The organism is Fictibacillus norfolkensis, from assembly GCF_014836645.1.
Lineage (GTDB): Bacteria > Bacillota > Bacilli > Bacillales > Fictibacillaceae > Fictibacillus > Fictibacillus norfolkensis.
On record NZ_JACSQM010000002.1, the window covers coordinates 149,475 to 170,201 of the forward strand.

Annotated in this window: 23 protein-coding genes; 11 read left to right on the top strand and 12 right to left on the bottom strand. The window is 38.1% G+C overall.

Annotation, left to right across the window (positions count from 1 at the left end; translation table 11 throughout):
• Positions 1-73 precede the first annotated feature (73 nt).
• Complete coding sequence (locus H9648_RS05080) at positions 74-1,258, top strand: DHH family phosphoesterase (RefSeq protein ID WP_191752826.1); 1,185 nt, start codon at positions 74-76, stop codon at positions 1,256-1,258.
• Between the two features lie 150 nt (positions 1,259-1,408).
• Here H9648_RS05080 and H9648_RS05085 read toward each other — a convergent pair whose 3' ends face one another.
• Entirely contained in the window at positions 1,409-1,849 is a 441-nt protein-coding gene (locus H9648_RS05085; RefSeq protein ID WP_191752827.1) for a MarR family winged helix-turn-helix transcriptional regulator, read from the bottom strand.
• Between the two features lie 157 nt (positions 1,850-2,006).
• Here H9648_RS05085 and H9648_RS05090 point away from each other — a divergent pair, with 157 nt between their 5' ends.
• From H9648_RS05090 to H9648_RS05105, 4 genes are all read left to right on the top strand, one after another.
• Positions 2,007-2,429, top strand: a complete 423-nt coding sequence (locus H9648_RS05090; protein WP_191752828.1) for an organic hydroperoxide resistance protein — start codon at positions 2,007-2,009, stop codon at positions 2,427-2,429.
• Positions 2,430-2,639: 210 nt separating this feature from the next.
• Complete coding sequence (locus H9648_RS05095; protein ID WP_191752829.1) at positions 2,640-4,022, top strand: sigma-54 interaction domain-containing protein; 1,383 nt, start codon at positions 2,640-2,642, stop codon at positions 4,020-4,022.
• Positions 4,023-4,112: 90 nt separating this feature from the next.
• Positions 4,113-5,450: an aspartate aminotransferase family protein gene (locus H9648_RS05100; protein ID WP_191753221.1), complete on the top strand. Its 1,338-nt coding sequence runs from the start codon at positions 4,113-4,115 to the stop codon at positions 5,448-5,450.
• Between the two features lie 41 nt (positions 5,451-5,491).
• Positions 5,492-6,934: a sodium:solute symporter family protein gene (locus tag H9648_RS05105; RefSeq protein ID WP_191752830.1), complete on the top strand. Its 1,443-nt coding sequence runs from the start codon at positions 5,492-5,494 to the stop codon at positions 6,932-6,934.
• A 109-nt stretch (positions 6,935-7,043) separates the two neighbouring features.
• Here the strand turns inward: H9648_RS05105 and H9648_RS05110 are convergent, their stop codons facing one another.
• The 3 genes from H9648_RS05110 to H9648_RS05120 all read right to left on the bottom strand — a co-directional run bounded on the left by H9648_RS05110 (position 7,044) and on the right by H9648_RS05120 (position 8,359).
• Positions 7,044-7,325 (bottom strand): hypothetical protein, encoded by a 282-nt coding sequence (locus H9648_RS05110; RefSeq protein ID WP_191752831.1) that lies wholly within the window; start codon positions 7,323-7,325, stop codon positions 7,044-7,046.
• Between the two features lie 84 nt (positions 7,326-7,409).
• Complete coding sequence (locus H9648_RS05115) at positions 7,410-7,730, bottom strand: hypothetical protein (RefSeq protein WP_191752832.1); 321 nt, start codon at positions 7,728-7,730, stop codon at positions 7,410-7,412.
• Positions 7,731-7,855: 125 nt separating this feature from the next.
• On the bottom strand, positions 7,856-8,359 hold the full coding sequence (locus H9648_RS05120; RefSeq protein WP_191752833.1) for a competence protein ComK: 504 nt from the start codon (positions 8,357-8,359) through the stop codon (positions 7,856-7,858).
• Between the two features lie 271 nt (positions 8,360-8,630).
• Between H9648_RS05120 and H9648_RS05125 the strand changes: the two genes are divergently transcribed.
• Positions 8,631-9,425: a cyanophycinase gene (locus H9648_RS05125; RefSeq protein ID WP_191752834.1), complete on the top strand. Its 795-nt coding sequence runs from the start codon at positions 8,631-8,633 to the stop codon at positions 9,423-9,425.
• A 15-nt stretch (positions 9,426-9,440) separates the two neighbouring features.
• Positions 9,441-12,068, top strand: coding sequence for a cyanophycin synthetase (gene cphA, locus H9648_RS05130; protein ID WP_191752835.1), 2,628 nt, complete (start codon positions 9,441-9,443; stop codon positions 12,066-12,068).
• Positions 12,069-12,103: 35 nt separating this feature from the next.
• On the opposite strand, the gene H9648_RS05135 is transcribed toward cphA, so the two are convergent.
• Together H9648_RS05135 and H9648_RS05140 are read right to left on the bottom strand one after the other, a co-directional pair.
• Positions 12,104-12,508 carry a hypothetical protein gene (locus H9648_RS05135; protein WP_225218744.1) on the bottom strand — a complete coding sequence of 135 codons (405 nt, stop codon included), beginning with the start codon at positions 12,506-12,508 and terminating at the stop codon, positions 12,104-12,106.
• 130 nt (positions 12,509-12,638) lie between these two features.
• A complete protein-coding gene (locus H9648_RS05140; RefSeq protein ID WP_191752836.1) occupies positions 12,639-12,797 on the bottom strand; it encodes a DUF3934 domain-containing protein in 159 nt (52 codons plus the stop codon).
• 268 nt (positions 12,798-13,065) lie between these two features.
• Here H9648_RS05140 and H9648_RS05145 point away from each other — a divergent pair, with 268 nt between their 5' ends.
• A complete protein-coding gene (locus H9648_RS05145; RefSeq protein WP_191752837.1) occupies positions 13,066-14,052 on the top strand; it encodes a nuclease-related domain-containing protein in 987 nt (328 codons plus the stop codon).
• Positions 14,053-14,119: 67 nt separating this feature from the next.
• Here the strand turns inward: H9648_RS05145 and H9648_RS05150 are convergent, their stop codons facing one another.
• The 4 genes from H9648_RS05150 to H9648_RS05165 all read right to left on the bottom strand — a co-directional run bounded on the left by H9648_RS05150 (position 14,120) and on the right by H9648_RS05165 (position 17,029).
• Complete coding sequence (locus H9648_RS05150) at positions 14,120-14,689, bottom strand: GNAT family N-acetyltransferase (RefSeq protein ID WP_225218745.1); 570 nt, start codon at positions 14,687-14,689, stop codon at positions 14,120-14,122.
• Positions 14,690-14,719: 30 nt separating this feature from the next.
• Positions 14,720-15,553 (bottom strand): DUF1835 domain-containing protein, encoded by an 834-nt coding sequence (locus tag H9648_RS05155; protein WP_191752838.1) that lies wholly within the window; start codon positions 15,551-15,553, stop codon positions 14,720-14,722.
• Positions 15,554-15,691: 138 nt separating this feature from the next.
• Positions 15,692-16,180 carry a hypothetical protein gene (locus H9648_RS05160; protein ID WP_191752839.1) on the bottom strand — a complete coding sequence of 163 codons (489 nt, stop codon included), beginning with the start codon at positions 16,178-16,180 and terminating at the stop codon, positions 15,692-15,694.
• A 99-nt stretch (positions 16,181-16,279) separates the two neighbouring features.
• Complete coding sequence (locus H9648_RS05165) at positions 16,280-17,029, bottom strand: MerR family transcriptional regulator (RefSeq protein WP_191752840.1); 750 nt, start codon at positions 17,027-17,029, stop codon at positions 16,280-16,282.
• Positions 17,030-17,117: 88 nt separating this feature from the next.
• Here H9648_RS05165 and H9648_RS05170 point away from each other — a divergent pair, with 88 nt between their 5' ends.
• The gene (locus H9648_RS05170) at positions 17,118-17,804 is read left to right on the top strand and encodes a CPBP family intramembrane glutamic endopeptidase (protein ID WP_191752841.1); all 687 of its coding nucleotides are present in this window, start codon (positions 17,118-17,120) and stop codon (positions 17,802-17,804) included.
• Between the two features lie 69 nt (positions 17,805-17,873).
• Here the strand turns inward: H9648_RS05170 and H9648_RS05175 are convergent, their stop codons facing one another.
• The gene (locus tag H9648_RS05175) at positions 17,874-18,017 is read right to left on the bottom strand and encodes a hypothetical protein (protein WP_153238886.1); all 144 of its coding nucleotides are present in this window, start codon (positions 18,015-18,017) and stop codon (positions 17,874-17,876) included.
• 177 nt (positions 18,018-18,194) lie between these two features.
• Here H9648_RS05175 and H9648_RS05180 point away from each other — a divergent pair, with 177 nt between their 5' ends.
• Together H9648_RS05180 and H9648_RS05185 are read left to right on the top strand one after the other, a co-directional pair.
• Positions 18,195-19,190, top strand: a complete 996-nt coding sequence (locus H9648_RS05180; protein ID WP_191753224.1) for a Gfo/Idh/MocA family protein — start codon at positions 18,195-18,197, stop codon at positions 19,188-19,190.
• Positions 19,191-19,292: 102 nt separating this feature from the next.
• A complete protein-coding gene (locus tag H9648_RS05185) occupies positions 19,293-19,946 on the top strand; it encodes a DsbA family oxidoreductase (protein WP_318243495.1) in 654 nt (217 codons plus the stop codon).
• A gap of 84 nt (positions 19,947-20,030) precedes the next feature.
• Here H9648_RS05185 and H9648_RS05190 read toward each other — a convergent pair whose 3' ends face one another.
• The gene (locus H9648_RS05190; RefSeq protein ID WP_191752842.1) at positions 20,031-20,702 is read right to left on the bottom strand and encodes a 5'-methylthioadenosine/S-adenosylhomocysteine nucleosidase family protein; all 672 of its coding nucleotides are present in this window, start codon (positions 20,700-20,702) and stop codon (positions 20,031-20,033) included.
• Positions 20,703-20,727: the final 25 nt, after the last annotated feature.

The window sequence follows — 20,727 nt, forward strand, 5'->3', positions numbered from 1 at the left end:
TACGATATAAAGGTTGAACTTTATGCTTTATGACGATACTCTAGACAGAGAGCATAATAGAGAGGATACTGACATGATTCATTTATTTTCACACAATGATTTAGACGGAAAATCGTGCGGTTATTTAGCACAACTAGCATTTGGAGACAATTGTAAAATTTCGTATTGTTCACACGGAACGATTAACGACCGTGTAGAGATGCTGCTCGATAATCCAAAAGAAAGAAAAACAGAAATTATCATTACCGATATTGCAGTCAATGAAGAATTAATGATGCGGCTTGATGAACGCTCGAATGCTGGCGGAAAAGTAAAGCTGATCGATCACCATGCAACAGCGCTTCATTTCAATGGCTTTGACTGGGGGCATGTTCAAGTTCGTTATGACGATAACCGTTTAACATGTGCCACTTCCCTTTTCTACGAATATTTGATCGAGAACAATAAGCTTAAACCAACAGGGGCACTTGATGAATATGTTGAGCTAGTTCGTTTATATGATACGTGGGAATGGTTTGATCAGAAGGTTGAAGCTAAGCGTTTGAACGACTTATTCTTTATCCTACCTCCTGATAAATTTGAGGATCAGATCATGGATCGTTTAAAAGGTGATTCTTTTCAGTTCTCAGAAACAGAAACAACGATTCTCGATCTAGAAGAAGAAAATATTGCAGATTACATTAAAAAGAAACAGCGTCAGATGGTCGAGATCTGGGATACTTGGTCTTTAGGTGAAGGTTCTGAAGAGAAAACGTATAAAATTGGTATTATTCATGCTGAACGTTATCACTCTGAACTTGGAAACGAGATCAATCGTGAAAATCCTCATTTAGACTTAATCGTGATCCTGAATATTGCAAACAAACGAATCGGTCTTCGTACCATTCATGAAGAAGTAGATTGCTCCATTTATGCGAAGCAGTATGGTGGCGGTGGACACCCGAAAGCTTCAGGTGGAAACATGACTTCTGAAGCGTTTGAAAAATTTGTTGTTGCCGCATTCCATGAACAGCCTCGACGAATCGATGCACCAAAGAACGAGCACAACGTGAAGGAAAATCCTGATGGCAGCTTATATGTGAATAATCACCGTGAAGTATCTAAGATTTATTCTGAAGATAACCAAACATGGGTGATCACTCATAAGACTCATCCAGTTGAAGGAACATTTAAAAGCTATCAAGATGCGGAAAATTACGTCAAGCGCCACTTTGAGGGTTGGCTGATGCGTGATGATGAAGCGAATAACAGTAACTAACCTTTCATACCTTGGCTTTTACAGCCAAGGTATTTTTATTTGCATTTAACGTATACGCATTGACTTCGAAAACCTAGAGCACTGACTTCCTGTAAAGAAGATCTGGTTAAGAAAAGACGCTTAGAATTGTTCTAAGCGTCTTTTCTTCTTTCATTTCGAATGATTCTGCAACTGTTCTAACATATTTGATAACGTTTCATTTAATAATGATAGTTCTTCTTTTTTCATCGGAATATTATCAACAAGCTGACTTGGAATACACTCAGCTTTTTCTTTTAAAGCATTTCCTTTTTTCGTTACAGACACGATAACACTTCGCTCATCTTGTTCTGATCTTTTTCTTTCGACGAGACCATTGATCTCCATGCGCTTTAACATCGGAGTAAGTGTCCCTGAATCTAAAAATAATCTTTGCCCTAATTCTTTTACAGACAATGAATGTTTTTCCCATAAAAGAAGCAAAACTAAGTATTGTGGATATGTGACGTTGAGTTCTTTTAACAACTCTCGATAAAGCTTTGTGATCTCACGTTCTGCTGTATAAATTTTAAAACATATTTGATTTTCTAATTTTAAGGTTTCACTTTTCATGATGTTTCCTTTCTTTTTGTAAAGGGTATTTGCATTATAACACAATTTAGTTTTACACAATTAAATTGTTTGACTCTACAAAAAAGATACGTTATGATGATTACGAGTTATTAAGTTGTGCACAATTTAATTTTACACAAACAAAGGAGTGTTTTGAATGGAAGCATTATACACAGCAAAAGCAACAGCTGAAGGTGGAAGAGCAGGTACGGTTAAGAGTGATAACGGTGTTTTACATCATGAATTAGCTATGCCAAAATCGCTTGGTGGATCAGGAAGCGAGAACGCAACAAACCCTGAGCAACTATTCGCAGCAGGATATGCCGCTTGCTTTGATTCAGCACTAAACTTAGTTGCGCGTCAAAGCAAAAAACGAATTGAATCAAAAGTGACTGCTGAAGTTTCTATAGGTAAAGATACAGATGGCGGGTTTAAGCTCGCTGTAGTTCTAAACGTGGGTGTTAATGGTGTAACACAAGAAGAAGCTGAAGAACTAGTAAAGACTGCTCACGGTGTTTGTCCATATTCTAAAGCAACAAGCGGCAACATTGACGTTGAATTAAAAACTGAACTTTTATAATGCAAGATTAAAAGGACCATTCGTTTTGGTCCTTTTTTTATTTGTATCCTCCCCTCTACCTTCTTCTAACTTCTTTGGCCGTCTTACCCTCCTTATTTATTTTTAAAAAATTCTTTGTTTCTATATCTAATCCAAACAAGTAGTCGTATAATTATTCATAAATAAATAATTATTCAGAATTGAATATTTTATTCTGCTACTAAGGGACTGATGAACGTGACTCAATCAAAAGACTGGAACGAAAACGAACAGATTCTTCATTCTTTAAAAGATGATATTTTAGTTACGAATGTAGAGGGCATAATCCTTAAAGTCAGTGAAGTTACAGGAAAGATCTACGGAGTTGAATCAGACAGCTTAATCGGAAAATCCGTCTATGATCTAGAAGCACAAGGGTTATTCACACCGATTCTCACGCCAATGGTTGTAAAAGAAAATAAAAAAATCACGTTTGTACAAACAACGAATAAAGGAAAAAAACTGCTTGTTACAGGAATCCCTGTTTATAACGAACAAGGCGAACTATTTAGAATTGTAAGCTACTCACACGACATTACAGAGCTGGCTCAATACAAAGACTTTTTGTTTGCTATGGAAGAAGAGATGCAGCGCGTAAAAACGGAGCTAGAGTTATTAAGAAGCAAACAGCTTCATGATGCTGGAATTATCGCTAAAAGTGAAGATATGAAAAAAGCAGTTTCAACAGCTCTTCAGTTATCAGAAGTTGATGTGAATGCATTAATCCTTGGGGAATCTGGTGTTGGAAAATCATTGTTAGCTAAATTTATTCACAATAAGAGCTACCGATCAAAGGGTCCATTCATTGAAGTTAACTGTGGTGCTATTCCAGATTCATTATTTGAAGCAGAATTATTTGGTTATGAACCTGGGGCTTTTACAGGTGCGCAACAAAAAGGCAAAGTCGGCCTTATTGAACTATCGAACGGAGGCACACTCTTCTTAGATGAGATCGGTGAACTTCCCCTTCAGCACCAAGTTAAAGTTTTAAAAGTCATTCAAGAAAAACAGTTTTATCGTGTGGGAGGAACGAAACCAATCAAAGTAGATTTCCGTTTGATCTCTGCAACGAACAAAGATCTGCAGAAGGCGATTCATGAGAAACAGTTTCGTGAAGACCTCTATTTTCGTTTAAACGTTGTACCCGTCACGATTCCCCCACTCCGAAAGCGAACGGAAGATATCGTACCACTTCTACATATGCTTTTACAGCAATTCGAAGAAAAATATAACAAGAAGAAAAGGTTAGATGAAGCTGTCATTCATCATCTTCTGCATTATGAATGGAGAGGAAATGTACGGGAACTGATCAACATCATGGAACGATTAGTGGTACTCTCTCCTACCACTCTTATTACGGATGAGCACCTTCCCGATCATGTAAAAGAAGGTGCATCTATCCCTTCTCCATCTATTCATACCGAACAAACACTTAAACAGATGTTAGATAATAGAGAGAAACAAATTTTATTAGCAGCTAGAAAGAAATATAGAACGACTATAAGGATGGCAGAAGCACTCGGCACTAGCCAGCCTTCAATCGTAAGAAAAATGAAAAAATATCAGATTATTTAGTTTTTTGGCATGATCCTTGCATGGATATTCTATATAGAAATTATTTATACAACATGAGAATGGAATATCAAGGAGGTAATACACGTGTCAATGAACAACTGGAGCAACCTTGTAACCGAGATGCCTAACCTATTGGCGCCAAGTATGGCAAAAGATCATCCGAACCTACCCGTCGTAAAAGCAGAGGGCTGCTACTATTATGGATTGGATGGAAAGCAATATCTTGATTTCACTTCTGGTATCGCAACGGCAAATACCGGCCATCGTCATCCAAAAGTGGTCCAAGCTATCAAAGATGCAGCAGATCACCTCATGCATGGACCATCTGGAGTCATCATGTACGAGTCAATCCTGCGACTTTCAAAGGAACTAGCTCATGTTCTGCCAGGAAATTTGGATTGTTTCTTTTTTGCAAATAGCGGAACTGAAGCAATTGAAGGTGCATTGAAACTCGCAAAGCATGTCACAAAAAGACCGTATGTGATTTCTTTTACCGGATGCTTTCATGGTCGATCACTAGGTGCGTTGAGCGTGACAACATCCAAAAGCAAATACCGCAAGTTTCTTCAGCCGAACGGTCTTGCCTATCAAGTTCCCTTTGCAGATGAAAAGAGCGCACCAAGCGGAGTAGATTCAGAAACGTACGTCATCGAGAAGCTTGAGAAAGATTTTGAAACACTGTTCAATCATCAAGTAACACCTGAAGAAGTCGCCTGTATGATTGTAGAACCTGTTCTAGGTGAAGGAGGCTATATCGTTCCACCGAGTGGCTGGCTGAAGAAAATCAGAGAAGTTTGTGACAATCATGGCATCTTGCTGATTTTCGATGAAGTTCAGACGGGATTCGGAAGAACAGGTGAATGGTTCGCTGCTCAAACGTTCGGAGTTACGCCAGACATCATGGCTATTGCAAAAGGTATTGCTTCAGGACTGCCACTAAGCGCAACAGTTGCTTCTAAAGAACTCATGCAGCAATGGCCTCTCGGCAGTCACGGAACAACATTTGGTGGAAACCCGATCGCTTGTGAAGCAGCGCTCGCTACAATTGAAGTCTTAACTAAAGAAAAACTCATCGAAAACTCAAAAAACATGGGGAATTATGCATGTGCAAAATTGAAAGAACTTCAAGAGCGGACTCCGTTGATCGGGAGCATTCGTGCGGTAGGACTTATGATTGGAATTGAAATCATCGATCCTTTTACTGGTAAGCCAGACGGTCAAGCACTCATGAATATTCTAGACAAGTGTTTAGAGAAAGGCGTTCTTTTTTATCTTTGCGGAAATCATGGTGAAGTAATCAGAATGATTCCTCCTCTAACGATCAATCAAGAACAGATTGATCAAGGTCTTGCTGTCCTTGAAGAGTCACTTACAGAATATATGGTTGAGGTTCATGCTCAACTATCGGAGAATTATCAAAACGCGTAAAGCTTAGTTCAAGGATTACACTAAAAAGGAGGTTTTTTATTATGCAAACTTTTGATACAGTTATTATTCTTTTGTATTTCGCCGTATTGATCGGTGCAGGAATCATCGGCTCTACTAAAGCAAAGACTTCTGAAGATTTTACATTAGCAGGACGCAACCTTGGCATGTTTATGTATCTTGGTTGTTTGTCTGCCGTTATTTTAGGTGGAGCTGCTACGATTGGAACGACAAAGCTAGGATATCAGTTCGGGATCTCTGGCATCTGGTTTGTATCAATGATTGGTTTAGGTATTATTCTTTTAGGTACTATATTTATTAAAAAGATCGATTCATTAAAAGTTACAACGATCAGTGAACTTTTGGGAAAACGGTACAAATCTGAAACACGTCTTTTAAGTGCCATCGTGGCTTCTATATATACTTTAATGATCGCAGTTACCCAAGTGATCGGGATGGGAACGATCATTAATGTGCTCTTAGGCTGGAGCTTAACAACTTCTATGTTAGTTGGAGGAGGTATCGTCCTCTTCTATACAATCCTAGGTGGAATGTGGAGTGTTACAGTCACGGATATTATTCAATTTATCGTAATGACGGTTGGTATCTTCTTCATTATGGTTCCTATGAGTCTTTCAAAGGTAGATGGTCTAGGAAATCTATTAACAAAACTTCCTGATTCTCACTTAGATTTCACAGGCATCGGTTATCAGCAGATCTTCCAATACTTTTTGTTGTTTGCGCTCGGTATGGTCGTATCACAAGACATCTGGCAACGTGTTTTCACAGCAAAATCTAGTAAGATAGCTAGAAATGGATCAATTTTTGCAGGAGTTTATAGTTTTGCATACGCGATTGCAGGAAGCATCATCGGTATGTGTGCATTCATAGTGCTGCCTTCATTAGATAATCCGCAGAATACATTTGCTGAGATGGCCCTTACCATTTTACCAACGGGTATCTTAGGACTTGTGCTTGCAAGTGTGTGTTCAGCACTTATGTCAACAGCATCAGGATCGTTACTTGCATCTTCCACTCTGATTACAAACGACATCTTAAAACAATATTTCATGAAATCTCCTACCGACAAACAAATGATTAAAGCATCAAGACTCACAACACTTGTTATCGGTTTAATCGCTATTACTTTTTCCATATGGATTCAAGACGTACTCGTTGCACTTGATGTAGCTTATGCGATTCTATCTGGAGCGATCTTCATCCCGCTCGTTATGACGTTCTTTTGGAAACGAGCGACGCCTAATTCAGGATTTTATGCTATCTTAATTTCTACAGTTGTTGTACTAGCAGGATTGTTTATTGAAGGACTTACAGCTACGAATCCAATTCTATATGGTATGTCTGCTGGATTGGTTAGTATAGTGGGTATATCCTTATTCACCGCTCCAATTTCAACTGAGTTCGACACACCTTTCGATGAAGATGTAGCACTTGATGATGTAGAAGAAGGAAGAAAACAAGCTTGAAACTACAAAAAGCCTTTCCCATTGGGAAGGCTTTTTCAATAACTCAACAAATAATATAAGTTCGTTATATACCCACGAAATCTCCTTCTTCTAGCGGCCAAAAAAGTTTTTATTTTTCTCCGATCCCAAACGATAATAATAACAGACCGATTATAGAAATCAAACCCATGAACAAGATAAAAAACAGTCCGAAAAACTTAGCTTTTCCAGCTTCTTTCTTCACAATAGCTATAACGCTAAAGATGACACCGAAAAAATATAGCATGATTCCACTAAAAAGAAAGATAGCAACTTGTTGAGCTACATCATCTTGAACGATGAAAGCCCAGCCAACAAGTAGAATTCCTGCTAAACAAAACCATAATGATAAACGACCAAAACGCAGATTCAATGTATGGGCACACTCCTGTTTAAATTCTTCAAAAGAAGTTCAATATCCATTGTTGCCATTTTCCCTTCAAAAATCAACTATCTACTAAATAAAATAATCTTTGTAATAAACTAATATGGAGATGAAAGAAACGAGGGTATAAATTACAGCTGTATAATAAGGATAACTCGGTTTGAACGTTGCTTTTTCTTCTTCAATCTTGATTCCTGTCATAGCTTGTGCCTGTATACGAACCATGTTTGATGAAAGTCCACCTTTTGAAGTGAAAAATCGAATAGTGAGAGCAAAAATCAATCCAACAAATAATGAAGTGTCAATAAACGCCACTCCTAAAAGATTTGCCACCACAAAGTTGATGACTAACAATAAGAAAACGGTAACGATACAGCTAGTAAAATGTTTCATGATATCTCCTCCTCAAAAGGTTATACGAATAATAAGGAAGAAAGTTCCAAAATTATGATGAATATTGAACCAATCAAAACACGCCCATGCAAGTTTGCACCGGGCGTGTTCGTATTACTATTATTCTACTTTTTATCATATCTCGTCATTCGTTCATTTACTCGTTCACTAAGGATATATCTGTATTGTGCGGTTCGGAACAATTTTGCCTCTAATGCATATTTAGATTGGGGTAAGATTAAATTAGCAGTATTTTTAAAGTGGACACTGCACGTGTCAGAATCTATGGAATCTATTCGTTGAACATGCGATTGGGATAACCAGATACACGTTTCATTCTTAGGAGATTCAACAGGAAAAAAGAAAATGCCTAGTTCGAGGTTAATCATGATCGGGGATAAACTCACATAGCCCATAGAGCGACGAACTGCTTCTCGCCTGCCTTCATAGCTAGAACCAAAAAATAAACAGCTCTCATTAATAATCTTGATCGGGCTCAGGGCAACTCTTTCGTTTTTTTCACTTTCTAAAATTTCCGTTTGCACCTCTCCATATTCGTTATAAAACGGTAAGATTGCCATTGTGCTCGTGTTAATTTCGTAGGACCGTAGAAGTAATGTTTTTTCCATTTATACATCCTCCCTTTAAATAGTTGAAAGAACCATAACTCCTCCCCTTAGAAAATAGAAAGTAAAATACTCCCAATAGGTAAATTATACTAATTGATTTGACAAAAATCTATATAATTTTACAAAAATTTTAACTATTTAAATAAATAGTTAAATAATTCCTCAAAATAGGTTTGAATTCTAGCGGATCGTGGTATACATAACAGGGCGAAATGGACGAATATTTCGACCTGTTTTTCCTACTACTTAATGAATAAGAGGCTGATGAAAGATGGCAAAAGGTGATCTGCTGATCATTGGTGGCAATGAGGACAAGAGCGAAAAGAAAATAATCTTATCTAGATTCTCTGCACTATGTAAAAATCGTCAAGGACCAATAGGAATCCTGACAACTGCATCCGGCTATCCGGAAGAAGTAGGCAGTGAATATTATCAACTGTTTCAAACATTACATGGTACTAAGCCACTGCTTTTCCATTTAGATTCCCGTGAAAAAGCGGAAGACCCTGAATTACCCGAACAGCTTTCTTCTCTGTCTGGTCTTTTCATGACAGGAGGCGACCAATTAAGACTGACAAGTATTTTAGGTGGGACATCCTTTTATAAACACCTCTTTCGAGAATGGCAAGACGGTTTGATTATCGGTGGAACGAGTGCCGGTGCTGCGGTTATGAGCAGATTAATGATTATCTCATCAAAGCTGTTTGAAAAAGAAGATGTTTCTATACTTGAGTTAGGTTCAGGCTTTGGATTTTTAGAAGACGTAATTATTGATCAGCACTTTTCTCAGCGTGACCGGTTTAGTCGTCTCATGCGTGCTATCGCGTTAAATCCTCAAATTATTGGCATCGGTATCGATGAAAACACTGCAATCTGGGTTCATAACGACGGCAAGCAGTTTGAGGTGATCGGTGAATACAACGTGAGCATATTTGATGGCAAAACATCGACGTATGTAGATATTGCTGAGAATAAAGGAAATATGACGATTTCCGATATCCGTTTCCATACACTTGGAGCAGGTGCTGTATTTAACTTATACAAACGAGAATTAATCATCACTTAAGGAGAGAACGTCTTAATGAGAATCAACCGCGTCAATTACTTAACGGGACCGAACCTTTACAGCTTTAAACCTACTATATGGATTGAGCTTGATATAGAAGAATTCGAGGAAAAACCCTCTAACACAATACCAGGGTTTGTAGAAACATTGTTAAAAGTCATTCCTTCCCTTCACACACATACTTGTTCAAGGGGTTATGCAGGCGGATTTGTAGAACGCCTTCATGAGGGAACGTGGATCGGGCATATCTTAGAGCATATTGCACTTGAGATTCAACATCTTGCTGGTATCTCAGTCAAACGCGGCAAAACGATCACAAGTGAACGAAAGGGAATTTACTTTGTAACGTATGATTATGCGGAACCAAAATCAGGATTTTACGCATTTGAAGCTGCTCTCGAAATTGTAACCGCTATCTTAGATGGGAAACAAATTAGTGCCGATTCTTACATCACCCATACCTCTGACCTGTACCATCTACATAAACTAGGTCCGAGTACGGAAGCCATCTATGAAGCTGCACGAAAACGAAAGATTCCAGTAGAACGTATCGGAACAAACAGCTACTTAAGAATTGGAACGGGTAAGAAGCAAAAATCCGTCCAAGCCACCATCTCCTCCCAAACGTCTTATTTAGCAGTAGAAAATTCTTGTGATAAAGATATGACTAAAACATTAGTAAGAGGTGCTGGTCTCCCAGTTCCTAAAGGTGATGTTGTTTCCAATGAATATGAGCTGCTTCAGTCAGCTGAGAATATTGGTTACCCACTTGTCATTAAACCGCTTAATGGCAGACAGGGACAGAACATCATAACAAATATTCAAAATGACACAGACTTAATTGCTGCTTTCCGCTGTGTGTTCAGCGAAGGTACTTCATATATTTTAGAACGATACTATGCAGGCAATGATTACCGTTTTTTCGTCGTAAATAATGAATTAGTTGCAGCAAGTCTTCGTCTTCCGCCATTTATAATTGGTGACGGCTATAAGACGATAGCTGAACTCATTGATGAAGAAAACTTAAATCCATTACGTGGTGATGGACATGAAAAAGCGATGAGCAAGATTCCTTTAGATGAACGTACGGTCGTTCATCTTGAGAAGAGTGGCTACTCTCTTCAATCCGTATTAAACAAAGGAGAATCTTTAGAAGTGTTAGGTAACGCAAACCTGTCTACAGGCGGTTCGGCAATCGATGTGACAGATGATGTTCACCCTGATTACCGTAACATGGCTATTGAAGCGGCATCTGCAGTTGGTCTTGATATTGCAGGAATTGATATTCTGTCGCCGGATGTCACGGTTCCTTTTGTTGAAGGTGAAGCTGCCATTCTTGAAGTGAATGCAGCTCCTGGCATCCGTATGCATCTTCATCCATCACAAGGGAAAAAGAGAGATGCAGGTGGAGCCATCGTCGACTATCTGTTTGCTTCTCGTGAGGAAGCTGCGGTTCCCGTTGTTGCGGTAACAGGCACAAACGGCAAGACGACGACCACTCGTCTTGTTTCACATCTTTTACAGAAAGAAAACATAACGGTTGGATATACGTGTTCTGATGGTGTTTGGGTAGGTGATCAGCAACTTGACGCAGGAGATTGCAGCGGACCAAGAAGTGCGCGCAAAGTCCTGGCTCATCCTTCTGTAGATATCGCAGTGTTAGAAACTGCTCGCGGTGGAATGTTGCGTGAAGGCCTTGCGTTTCGCTATTGTGACGTTGGAATCGTAACCAACGTAAGTGAAGATCATCTTGGGTTGAATGGCGTAGAAACATTAGAAGATTTAAAAAAACTGAAGCAGACGGTTGCTGAAGTTGTTCTTCCAGAAGGTACATGTGTATTGAACGCTGACGATTCACGATGTGTGGATATGGCGAATCATACGAATGGCGAAGTAATCTTCTTCTCGCTTTCGGTAATGAATCCAGTTATTCAAGATCAGTTAAAGCAAGGATTAAAAGTTTGGTATCTAGAAGATGACTGGGTTGTATTCAACGAGAACGGTAAAGCAGAAAGATTCCTTCCAGTATCACACATTCCGATTACGATTAATGGTGCTGCCCGACACAATATCGCGAATGTCCTTGGCGCACTCGCTGCCGCTCATTCATTAGGAAGACCTTTGTCAGAATTAAGAAGTAAAGTGATCACTTTTCTTTCAACAGAAAACCAAAACAGAGGTCGTTTCAACGTTTTAAACATCCATGATCGTACGATCGTAGTGGACTATGCGCATAACCCCGCTGGTTTAAAGGCACTTTTTGAAACGGTAGATCATCTGAAGAGTGGCCGCGTGATAACAGTTGGTTCAGCAGCTGGTGACAGACAAGACAAAACGATTCAAGAGATGGGCCGAATTTTCGGAACTCACTCTGATATTTTTATCATTAAAGAAGATGTCAATCTAAGGGGACGGATTCCAGGTGAAACGGTTCATCACCTATATATAGGTGTAAAAGAAGCTGAAGGCATTACATCCGTTTCTGTATATCCTAAGGAAGCTGAAGCCTTAATCCAAGCGTGGGAGTGCTCAGAGCCTGGTGACACACTTGTCTTCCTCTATGACGAATACACGTCTATTCAAGGTATCCTGCAGAAAATCAAAAATTCAAAAGCTGTAGGCGTACTGCAGAAAGCAGAATAAGAAAAGCAGTTCCTTTGGGAGCTGCTTTTTTCCTTTTATGCTTTAAGTGTTTTAACAACAATCGCTTGTGAAGCACTCTTAATCAAGCACCCTTCCAAATCACCTTCACTTAATAACCCTAGCATGATGGCAGACTTTACTTTTTCTTCATCCGGTTTTGGGACATGAAGAATGAGATCTGTCATATTTAATTCAGTAAGGCGACTCACTGTCTTTTCTTCGTGAAGTTTTTCGGATCTTCGGATCTGCCTCTGCAGCTTGAAGTTGTTTACTGTAACTTCGCCTTTCTCGTTTTGACCGACTATATGATCAAAATACATATGAAAGACTTTTTTTAGTTCGTCTATTTCTTTCTCAACCTCTTTTTTCTTCTCGTTAAGCTTGTTGTATTTTATGATCAAGTCTTCTGAAATGGTGTAATTCGTATTTTGTGTAGCCAAAGCTCGTCCCTCCCATTTAGCAATGAATAGTTCATCTTATGGTAGATTTGAGTGATTTATTCCAAAATAAAAACCACCTAACTTTAGAAGTCAGATGGCTCATTCACAGCATTTGGCTGTTCTATTTTTATTAATTGTTTTCTGTTCCACTTTCGTTCTCTGGTTTATTCTTACCTTTACTCACATAAGGCTTTGGACCTTTTTTCTTACTGCTGGTTTTCCAACGGTTCCATCCCTTTTTCCCTGTCCCTTGACCAACGCCGCTTTTCTTGCCTTTTGCTTTACTCATTCTTATCACTCCATGACCGTTCTTGTGCTTATTTCAAGCAGTAATTTGAATTATACTACATTACCGGCGGCGAGGGTAGTTCATTAGGGATGGGGTGAAGAAGCTGGATTATAAAATTATGTGATGGATGCCATTTTTTATGTGATGAGTCCCGATTTTTATGTGATATCCCTAAGAAATTATTTGATTCTTGATATTTTGAGCTTCGGTTATTTAGAAAATGCTTTTTTGCAGCACCAGATCATGCATTCTATACTAAGTAGATAAGTTGAAGGGAGGTCTTTCTATAAAAAAACAACCGATTACCCCCTACGTCATACAAAAACTCGGTGCAGTCATTAACAGATTGCAAAGCTGTCATCCAGACCGTTCGAAATTGGAAGGAAATCTGGCAAAATATATTGCTGGCCATAATGGAGAAAAGTCCCTACAGTATTTTTATCGGTATCTACCAACACAAGACGCGCATATTATCCAAAACATTCGAATTAAGCACATGGAATTCTTCTTTCAGATCGATACACTTATTATTACTTCGAAATTTCTAATTCTGTTAGAGATAAAAAACTATACAGGAGATTTGTTCTTTGATGATAAATATGGACAACTCATTCGGACCTCTAGCAAAGGAAAAGAAATATTCGAAGACCCTATTCAACAAGTAAAAAGACAATCTTTCCATTTAACTCAGGTGCTAGAACAGCACAAAATCCCCAAGATCCCCATTGAAACGTTAGTTGTTATCACTAACCCACGAACTTTTGTAGATAGTTCAGAGACATATAAAAATGCATTAAAGTTAGTAATTAAAAGTCCAATGTTACTTAGTAAGTATGAAGAATTCAATGCCCGATATAAAAAGGATGTGCTCTTGTTGAAAGAAAGGAAAAAGATCAAAAGATTATTGATGAAGTTAAACGAACCATATAATCCCGATATCCTAAGCTATTATGGAATTAATAAAAGTGAGTTAATAACAGGGGTGCTTTGCTCCAAATGTAACACACAAATGAATCGGATAAACGCGAACTGGGAGTGCGCAGCCTGTTTTCATACATGTAAGACTGCACACATTCAAGCACTGAGGGATTACGCTCTTATCATTTCAACTGACATAACAAATAAAGAATTTAAAGATTTTTTACATTTATCAACAAGTATGCAAGCTTACTATCTGCTCAACTCACTAAATCTTCCATACACTGGAACATCCCGCAGAACTCGAACCTATCACCTAGACTCCCTCATCACTTGACCGCATCCATCAACATTTCAGCATCAGTTCTACTCATCTTCCCATACTTATGTCCACCATCTCTTCATCAATCAGCAGGATTGATAATAGCCATTTGTTGATGATCTTCCCACTTTCCATTAATCTTTACGTTTTTACGAGCTAGCCCCTCTTTCTCAAAACCAGCTTTTTCTAACACTCGAATAGAACCAATGTTGTGCGGCATCACACCCGCTTCTACTCGATGAAGTTTAATTTCATCAAATGCGTATTTTACGATCAAACGAACAGCTTCTGTCGTAAAGCCTTTTCCATTGTGCTTTTCATCTAAAAAGTAACCGACAAAGGCACTTTGAATTGATCCGCGCATCACTGCGAACAAATTGATTGTTCCGATCAAAATCTCTTCATCTTTTGTAAAAATACCAAAATAGTAATCTAAATCTTGTTTTGCATTCTCAACTAACATTTGAATTCGTTTTTGCTGATTTTCAAGTGAGTAAAAATCATCGCTGCGTTCCATAGCAAACTGACTAAAGAACTCCCTGTTCTCTAATTGAAGATTCACCATATCCTCTGCATCCTCAACGGTCAATAATCTAATATAAATATTGTCTCCTGTTAATTTAACATTTGTTTCCACACTTTGATTCATCATACATTCTCTCCGTTTCTTATGTAAGATCCTTTAGGCAAGCTTCACTCTTAATTGCCTCATCTTGCCTAATGTTCCCTCATATTCAAGTTTTCCTTGCTCGATCAAATTATGAATCCGGTTAAAAATAAACGCATCACCCACGTATTGTTCGAGATGGCCGAGTATATCACCTACGAGACGTGAGCTTTCTAAAAATCCTTCTCCATACTTCCACTCCAAACTTCTTGCGGAAAGAATAATGAACGCATCTAAATGGTCAACACTAACGCTTTTTATTGCACCGTCTTCCCAAAGTCTTAAGACTTCTTCTGATGCGCTTAAGGCTTCCCACTCTTTAACGAGTTTGTTCTTACTTTCCAATAAGAATGGTTCGTAACTATGGGTTTTCTTTAAAATGATTTTTAGATTTTCTGGAGATATTTCACTCGTGTGCAGTGATGTATAAAAGACATCAGGGGGTTTGCAATATTTGTTAAAACATTCATTGGAATTAACCACAAAGATCTTGTTTTCTCGATCTTCGAGTAACTTCATCACAAATCTCAAACCCGTTTGTTCAGGCGCATTGTCAGCTGTCCAGATTGTAATTGGCACTTCAATAGGAATATCACCAATTTCCTGAAGTGCTAGCCTATAACTAGATTCATATTCGTTTGAATAATATTCTGCCATGTCACCAATTGACATATTGTCTTTGAACCACTGCACTCGACCTACTAAACCCTTTTCAGATTCTAGTTCATGAATAGGGCCAATAGCAAAGAAATCTGGGAAACCAATGACGGTGTCCTTGCTTTTCACCTTATTAAGTGTCCATTTCATTGCTCCAGCCGTAGATTCTCCAAACACTAGATGAGCGTTCATAAATACAGCTCCCTAACATACATTCAATAATTGACCATCCAACAACTTCTATACTCTATCTGTAATACCTTCTTCAATTACCAAAATTTATCACTTTATATAAAAAAGAGCTGAGTATGTTCAGCTCCTATAATCCTATTATTCTTTTGTTTCTGTTTCTTCTAATGTAAAGTCGTTGTCTTCCGCAAATTTCTCTAATTCGCTCTCACTCTTTTTCCCAGCTTTTTGTGCTTCTTCGAACATTGTTTGAGATTTTTTATCTAATTCGGTGTCTTGTTTTTCGAAAGCAGATAGACTTAACTTCATCGCTTCTGCATTAGACTGAATTGCTTTCACAAAATGATCTTGAGACGTATTCAATTCCTCTAATTTTTCAGAGCTTATTCCTTCAGCTTCCTTTACTAGTGCTTCATACTTATCAATCGTTTTTTGCACTTCTTCCTTTGCATTAGGATTTTCAATCATCTTTGCAAAATCGGTCTGAGCTTGTTCAAATAACTTAGTTTCCTTATCAATGAGTTTATTACGATCATCCAAATACGCATTAAAATCATCTTCAATCAGCATGTTACATCCACTTAAGACGATTACACTTATAGCTACTACCGATACCAATAACTTTTTCATTTTTTCTTTTCACCTCATGGATAATTTTGGAGTCTATTTCTTGATACCCCATATCCACAAGTTATTAAACCAATGTTTTACATTTTTATAAAACTTTGGTCATGCGTTAATCGTTTGATAACTAATAATCGCTCTATCCAAAAAATCTAAAACTTCGTTGCTAACAGGATATAAATTCAATGATTGTGAGGAAGTTTCTGATTTTCTAGCGTTCCAGAATTTTCCTTCTAATTCGGTGTCTCCTTGAAACATTTCATGAGATAAGAGTAATACATCTGAAGCGATCAAATGACCTTCGGCGGACGATGGTTTACTGTTGTTTTGCAAACAGATCTCTATTCGTTTTATGATGTTCACCCATTTTGCTGTGCTTGCATCCTCAAGTTTGGGTAGCGAGGTTTGAAGCATCCGTCTCTCATTATCAGAAAAGAACGTTTCCCAGGTTTGATTTTTCTCAGCAATCTTTGTATCTTCATTTGCTTGGACAAGAGAAAGGATATGCTCCCAATCCAACTCTCCCTTAAGTTCTAGGATGTGTAGGAGTGTATTTATTTTTTCAGACGCTGATTGGAGCTGATTCAACTGGGTCTGAACATCTTTCTTCTGTGCTACAAGAATATCTTTTATCGTTACTTCACCTATTATTTTTTTTATTTCTGTTAAAGGTAGAGACAAAGATTTCAAGAGTGTAATCTTTTCTAATAGGTGCAGATCTTCTTTCCTATACATTCTTGTACCGCTCTCACTCTTTACACTCGGTAATAGCAGACCGATTTGGTCATAGTATCTGAGAGTCCTTACGGAAACGCCATATTGCTTTGAAACCTCTCCTGTTGAAAATAAGTTCATTATTTTTCTCCTTTTTCTCTTGCAGGTTACGTTACGTCACCGCTTACAATTAACATATTATAACAAGTTAATCAGGAGGAACAATACAATGAACGTTACAACAGAGAGAAAATGGACCATTCGTGAACTTATACTATTATTAAGTCTATGTTTAGTTGGCGTCCCCATACTTTTGGAGAACATCCTATACGATCAGTTGATACATTGGTTGGATAACACTTTATACGCGGGGACGTTAACTGGTTTTTGCATGGCGATCGTATTTACGATAGCTGTTTATTGGATCGCTCTAAAACCAAATCATTTAGGATGGGGAGCAGTTGGTCTTAAACCACTTAGAAAAAATATGTGGAAGACAATTTTGCTATGGACGATTCTTCTCATTTTCATAAGTATTGCCCTTGTCGTAATAATGGATGTGCTTTCAATAGGAACAAATAACGCTAAGACAGACAGTCTAAAATCTGACCTTACACCTTTTACATTTATGATTGGCTTTGTGTCAGCAGCGGTTGTTTCCCCTATTTATGAAGAAATCTTTTACCGTGGTTTTTTGTATACGTGGTTCAGACGCTGGGGTGTAAGAAAGGCAATGATTTTCAGCTCGTTCATTTTCATGATCGTTCATATCCCGACGTATAATACGCTGCCCGTAAACTTTGCTTCTGGCCTAGTCTTTTGCTGGGTATATGAGAGGACAGGCTCTATTATTCCAGCGATTATCATTCATGCTATTGTAAATGGAATTGGAATCTCATTGTCTGTTTTAGCGTGATATTTTAAAATTAAACACAAAAAAGCGAAGATCCCCTAAGATCTTCGCTTTCTTCATGTATGGCTTCTTTTATTTTGGATTCAACGACGTTAATTCAAATTCAGGCTTGCGTTTCTCTTGTTCTGCTACAGATTGTTCTTTAAGCACGTATCGTGATACTGGCATATCTAAAGGCTTTATCGTTTGCTGGTTATGATTGGTCATAGTAAGCATAACTCATCCCTCCTTACCAGGTTTTAACTTCTATTTACCCTGGATGTTATATCAAGAAACCTTTTTCTACAAAAATAGTGCGACAGTCCTCATTATTTGTCTAAATCATGACTATAGGAGTAGAATACATACTATGAAAAGCATCGGGCTATGCTACCGATTGTGAAAGGATGAGTCATCTTGAAATTTGGAGTTATTGGAACGAATTGGATCACAGAGAGTTTTATTTCTGCTGCAAGAGAAGTAAATGGTTTTACACTGAATGCTGTCTATTCACGTACAGAAGAAAAAGCAAAAGAATTTGCTGAGAAGAATGGTGCAAAACATACGTTTACTGATTTAGAAAAGATGGCTGCTAGTGATGAAATTGAAGCGGTGTATATTGCTAGTCCAAACTCATTTCACGCAGAGTATGCCATCACGCTCATGAACCAAGGCAAGCATGTAATCTGTGAAAAGCCTATGGCATCTAATGTTAGTGAAGTAGAAAAAATGATAGCTGTTGCTAAGGAAAACAATGTGTTGCTCATGGAAGCCATGCGTTCAACCGTGATGCCGAACTTTAGAAGCATTCAAGAGAACCTTCATAAGATCGGTAAAGTTCGCCGTTATTTTGCAAACTCCTGTCAGTACTCATCTCGTTATGATAAGTATAAGGAAGGCACGATCCTTAACGCTTTTAAACCGGAGTTCTCAAATGGTTCATTGATGGATATCGGAATTTATTGTTTATACCCAATGGTCGTTCTCTTTGGAGAGCCTCGCGAGGTTAAAGCAAACGCCTACCTGCTCGAATCTGGCGTAGATGGTGAAGGAAGTATTCTTTTAAACTATGGAGAGAGCGAAGCCGTCGTGATGTACTCTAAGATTTCTAACTCTTACGTCCCATCAGAAATCCAAGGTGAAAACGGAAGTATTCTAATCGATCATATACAGGATATGACGAAGATCGAGATTCGCTATCGCGATGGCCGTACAGAGAACATCACCGTTGAACAAGACAAACCGAAGATGTATTACGAAGCAAAAGAATTTATTGAACTGATCGAACGTGGTGAACTTGAGTCTAAAGTAAATTCCCACGCAAATTCACTTGCTGTTATGAAGATTATGGATGAGGCTAGAAAACAAGTTGGAGTTGCTTATCCAGCTGACCGATCAAACAACGTGTAAAAATGACGAAATCCTTATATACTAGAGTTGAACACTAATTTGGGGGGATATTCTATGTTACACATCGAAATGTGGACAGACTTTGCTTGACCATTCTGCTATATTGGCAAAAAGCGTCTGGAGGACGCTATTAAAAAGATAAATTATCCTATTGAAGTAACGTATCGCTGCTTCGAACTGGATCCTGCAATGGAACGTGACGTCAACGAAAACATCTATGAAAAATTATCTAAAAAATATGGCATGAGTATTGACGCCGCTAAAGCAAACACGCAAAACGTGATACAAATGGCGAAGGATTCCGGACTAGAGTATCACATGGATACGATGATTTTAACCAATACCTTTGATGCTCACCGTTTGACGATGCTTGCTAAAAAAGAAGGTAAGATGCAGGAGATGACAGAACGCATTTTATACGCCTTTTTTACAGAATCAAAACATATAGGAGATCATGAAACTTTAGCAGATCTTGCAGAAGATGTTGGTTTAAATAGAGAAACTGTAATACAGATGCTTTCAAGCGATGAGATGGCTGATGAGGTTAGAGCTGATGAAGAAACAGCAAAAGCATATGGAGTAACAGGCGTACCATTCTATCTTATCGACAAAAAATATGCGCTTACTGGTGCACAGCCGACCGATGTTTTTGTACAAGCGTTGAACAAAATCATAGCTGAAAACAAAATCACGATTCTAAACAATGAAGATGGAATGAGCTGTGACGATGATGGCTGTGAAATTCCTGAGAAATAAATGAGCAGATCGTATATAGAAAAACGCAGAGGTATTAGCATCCTCTGCGTTCTTTTTAACTACGGCCATAATTCCTAAGTTTATTTATATAAACCTCTTTAAATATTCGCTAAATATTTTCTTCATTACTTTAGGCGTGTTTTCTAAATAAACATTAATCTGTTCCTTGTTTGATTCGAATTTATCAGAGTTTCTCTCATCTGTTGGAAAATCAGATATTCCTTTGATTATAATACATTCAACATCATTCTTTTTGCAGATAAAAGCAATCGCACTCGCTTCTGTATCGGCGATTGTTATTTGATTTTCTTTAAGTTCTAAATAGTCCTTCCACATAACGACTGCTTTATCAGCTGTGCCAATAGTTCCAGTGTTAAAATCATTTCCGTATTTCGATAAATCAATATCAACAATGAAGGATTGCTTAATAAAAGGTTCAACTTCTTTTACTGTACAATCATATTGAACGGCTTTATCGGGTACGAAGATTTCCAAATTACTAAACGCATCATCTATTCCTGCACATGTTCCAGCTACGATTACCTTCGTTAAGTTGAATTTTGAAATCATATACTGATTACCACCAACACCATTTACTTTTCTTACACCTGTACTGTAAAAAACAAGTTCGGTATCATTAATTCTTCTCATGAAATACTCGCCATAAGGATAGTCGAACCGTTCATCCTTTTTTATGCGGAAATATTCTAAGGTCGCATCATATTCCCACTTTGCTGCTATGCTTATTCCTATCATCAAACTAATCCCCTAAAACGCTTCA

Bases quoted from the DNA above. Each gene is read 5' to 3' on its own strand.
- H9648_RS05165 (WP_191752840.1), bottom strand. From the start codon at position 17,029: ATGAACTTATTTTCAACAGGAGAGGTTTCAAAGCAATATGGCGTTTCC.
- H9648_RS05090 (WP_191752828.1), top strand. From the start codon at position 2,007: ATGGAAGCATTATACACAGCAAAAGCAACAGCTGAAGGTGGAAGAGCA.
- H9648_RS05140 (WP_191752836.1), bottom strand. From the start codon at position 12,797: ATGAGTAAAGCAAAAGGCAAGAAAAGCGGCGTTGGTCAAGGGACAGGG.
- H9648_RS05150 (WP_225218745.1), bottom strand. From the start codon at position 14,689: ATGATGAATCAAAGTGTGGAAACAAATGTTAAATTAACAGGAGACAAT.
- H9648_RS05155 (WP_191752838.1), bottom strand. From the start codon at position 15,553: ATGAACGCTCATCTAGTGTTTGGAGAATCTACGGCTGGAGCAATGAAA.
- H9648_RS05105 (WP_191752830.1), top strand. From the start codon at position 5,492: ATGCAAACTTTTGATACAGTTATTATTCTTTTGTATTTCGCCGTATTG.
- H9648_RS05125 (WP_191752834.1), top strand. From the start codon at position 8,631: ATGGCAAAAGGTGATCTGCTGATCATTGGTGGCAATGAGGACAAGAGC.
- H9648_RS05170 (WP_191752841.1), top strand. From the start codon at position 17,118: ATGAACGTTACAACAGAGAGAAAATGGACCATTCGTGAACTTATACTA.
- H9648_RS05115 (WP_191752832.1), bottom strand. From the start codon at position 7,730: ATGAAACATTTTACTAGCTGTATCGTTACCGTTTTCTTATTGTTAGTC.
- H9648_RS05095 (WP_191752829.1), top strand. From the start codon at position 2,640: ATGAACGTGACTCAATCAAAAGACTGGAACGAAAACGAACAGATTCTT.
- H9648_RS05080 (WP_191752826.1), top strand. From the start codon at position 74: ATGATTCATTTATTTTCACACAATGATTTAGACGGAAAATCGTGCGGT.
- H9648_RS05160 (WP_191752839.1), bottom strand. From the start codon at position 16,180: ATGAAAAAGTTATTGGTATCGGTAGTAGCTATAAGTGTAATCGTCTTA.
- H9648_RS05100 (WP_191753221.1), top strand. From the start codon at position 4,113: ATGAACAACTGGAGCAACCTTGTAACCGAGATGCCTAACCTATTGGCG.
- H9648_RS05190 (WP_191752842.1), bottom strand. From the start codon at position 20,702: ATGATAGGAATAAGCATAGCAGCAAAGTGGGAATATGATGCGACCTTA.
- cphA (WP_191752835.1), top strand. From the start codon at position 9,441: ATGAGAATCAACCGCGTCAATTACTTAACGGGACCGAACCTTTACAGC.
- H9648_RS05120 (WP_191752833.1), bottom strand. From the start codon at position 8,359: ATGGAAAAAACATTACTTCTACGGTCCTACGAAATTAACACGAGCACA.
- H9648_RS05085 (WP_191752827.1), bottom strand. From the start codon at position 1,849: ATGAAAAGTGAAACCTTAAAATTAGAAAATCAAATATGTTTTAAAATT.
- H9648_RS05175 (WP_153238886.1), bottom strand. From the start codon at position 18,017: ATGCTTACTATGACCAATCATAACCAGCAAACGATAAAGCCTTTAGAT.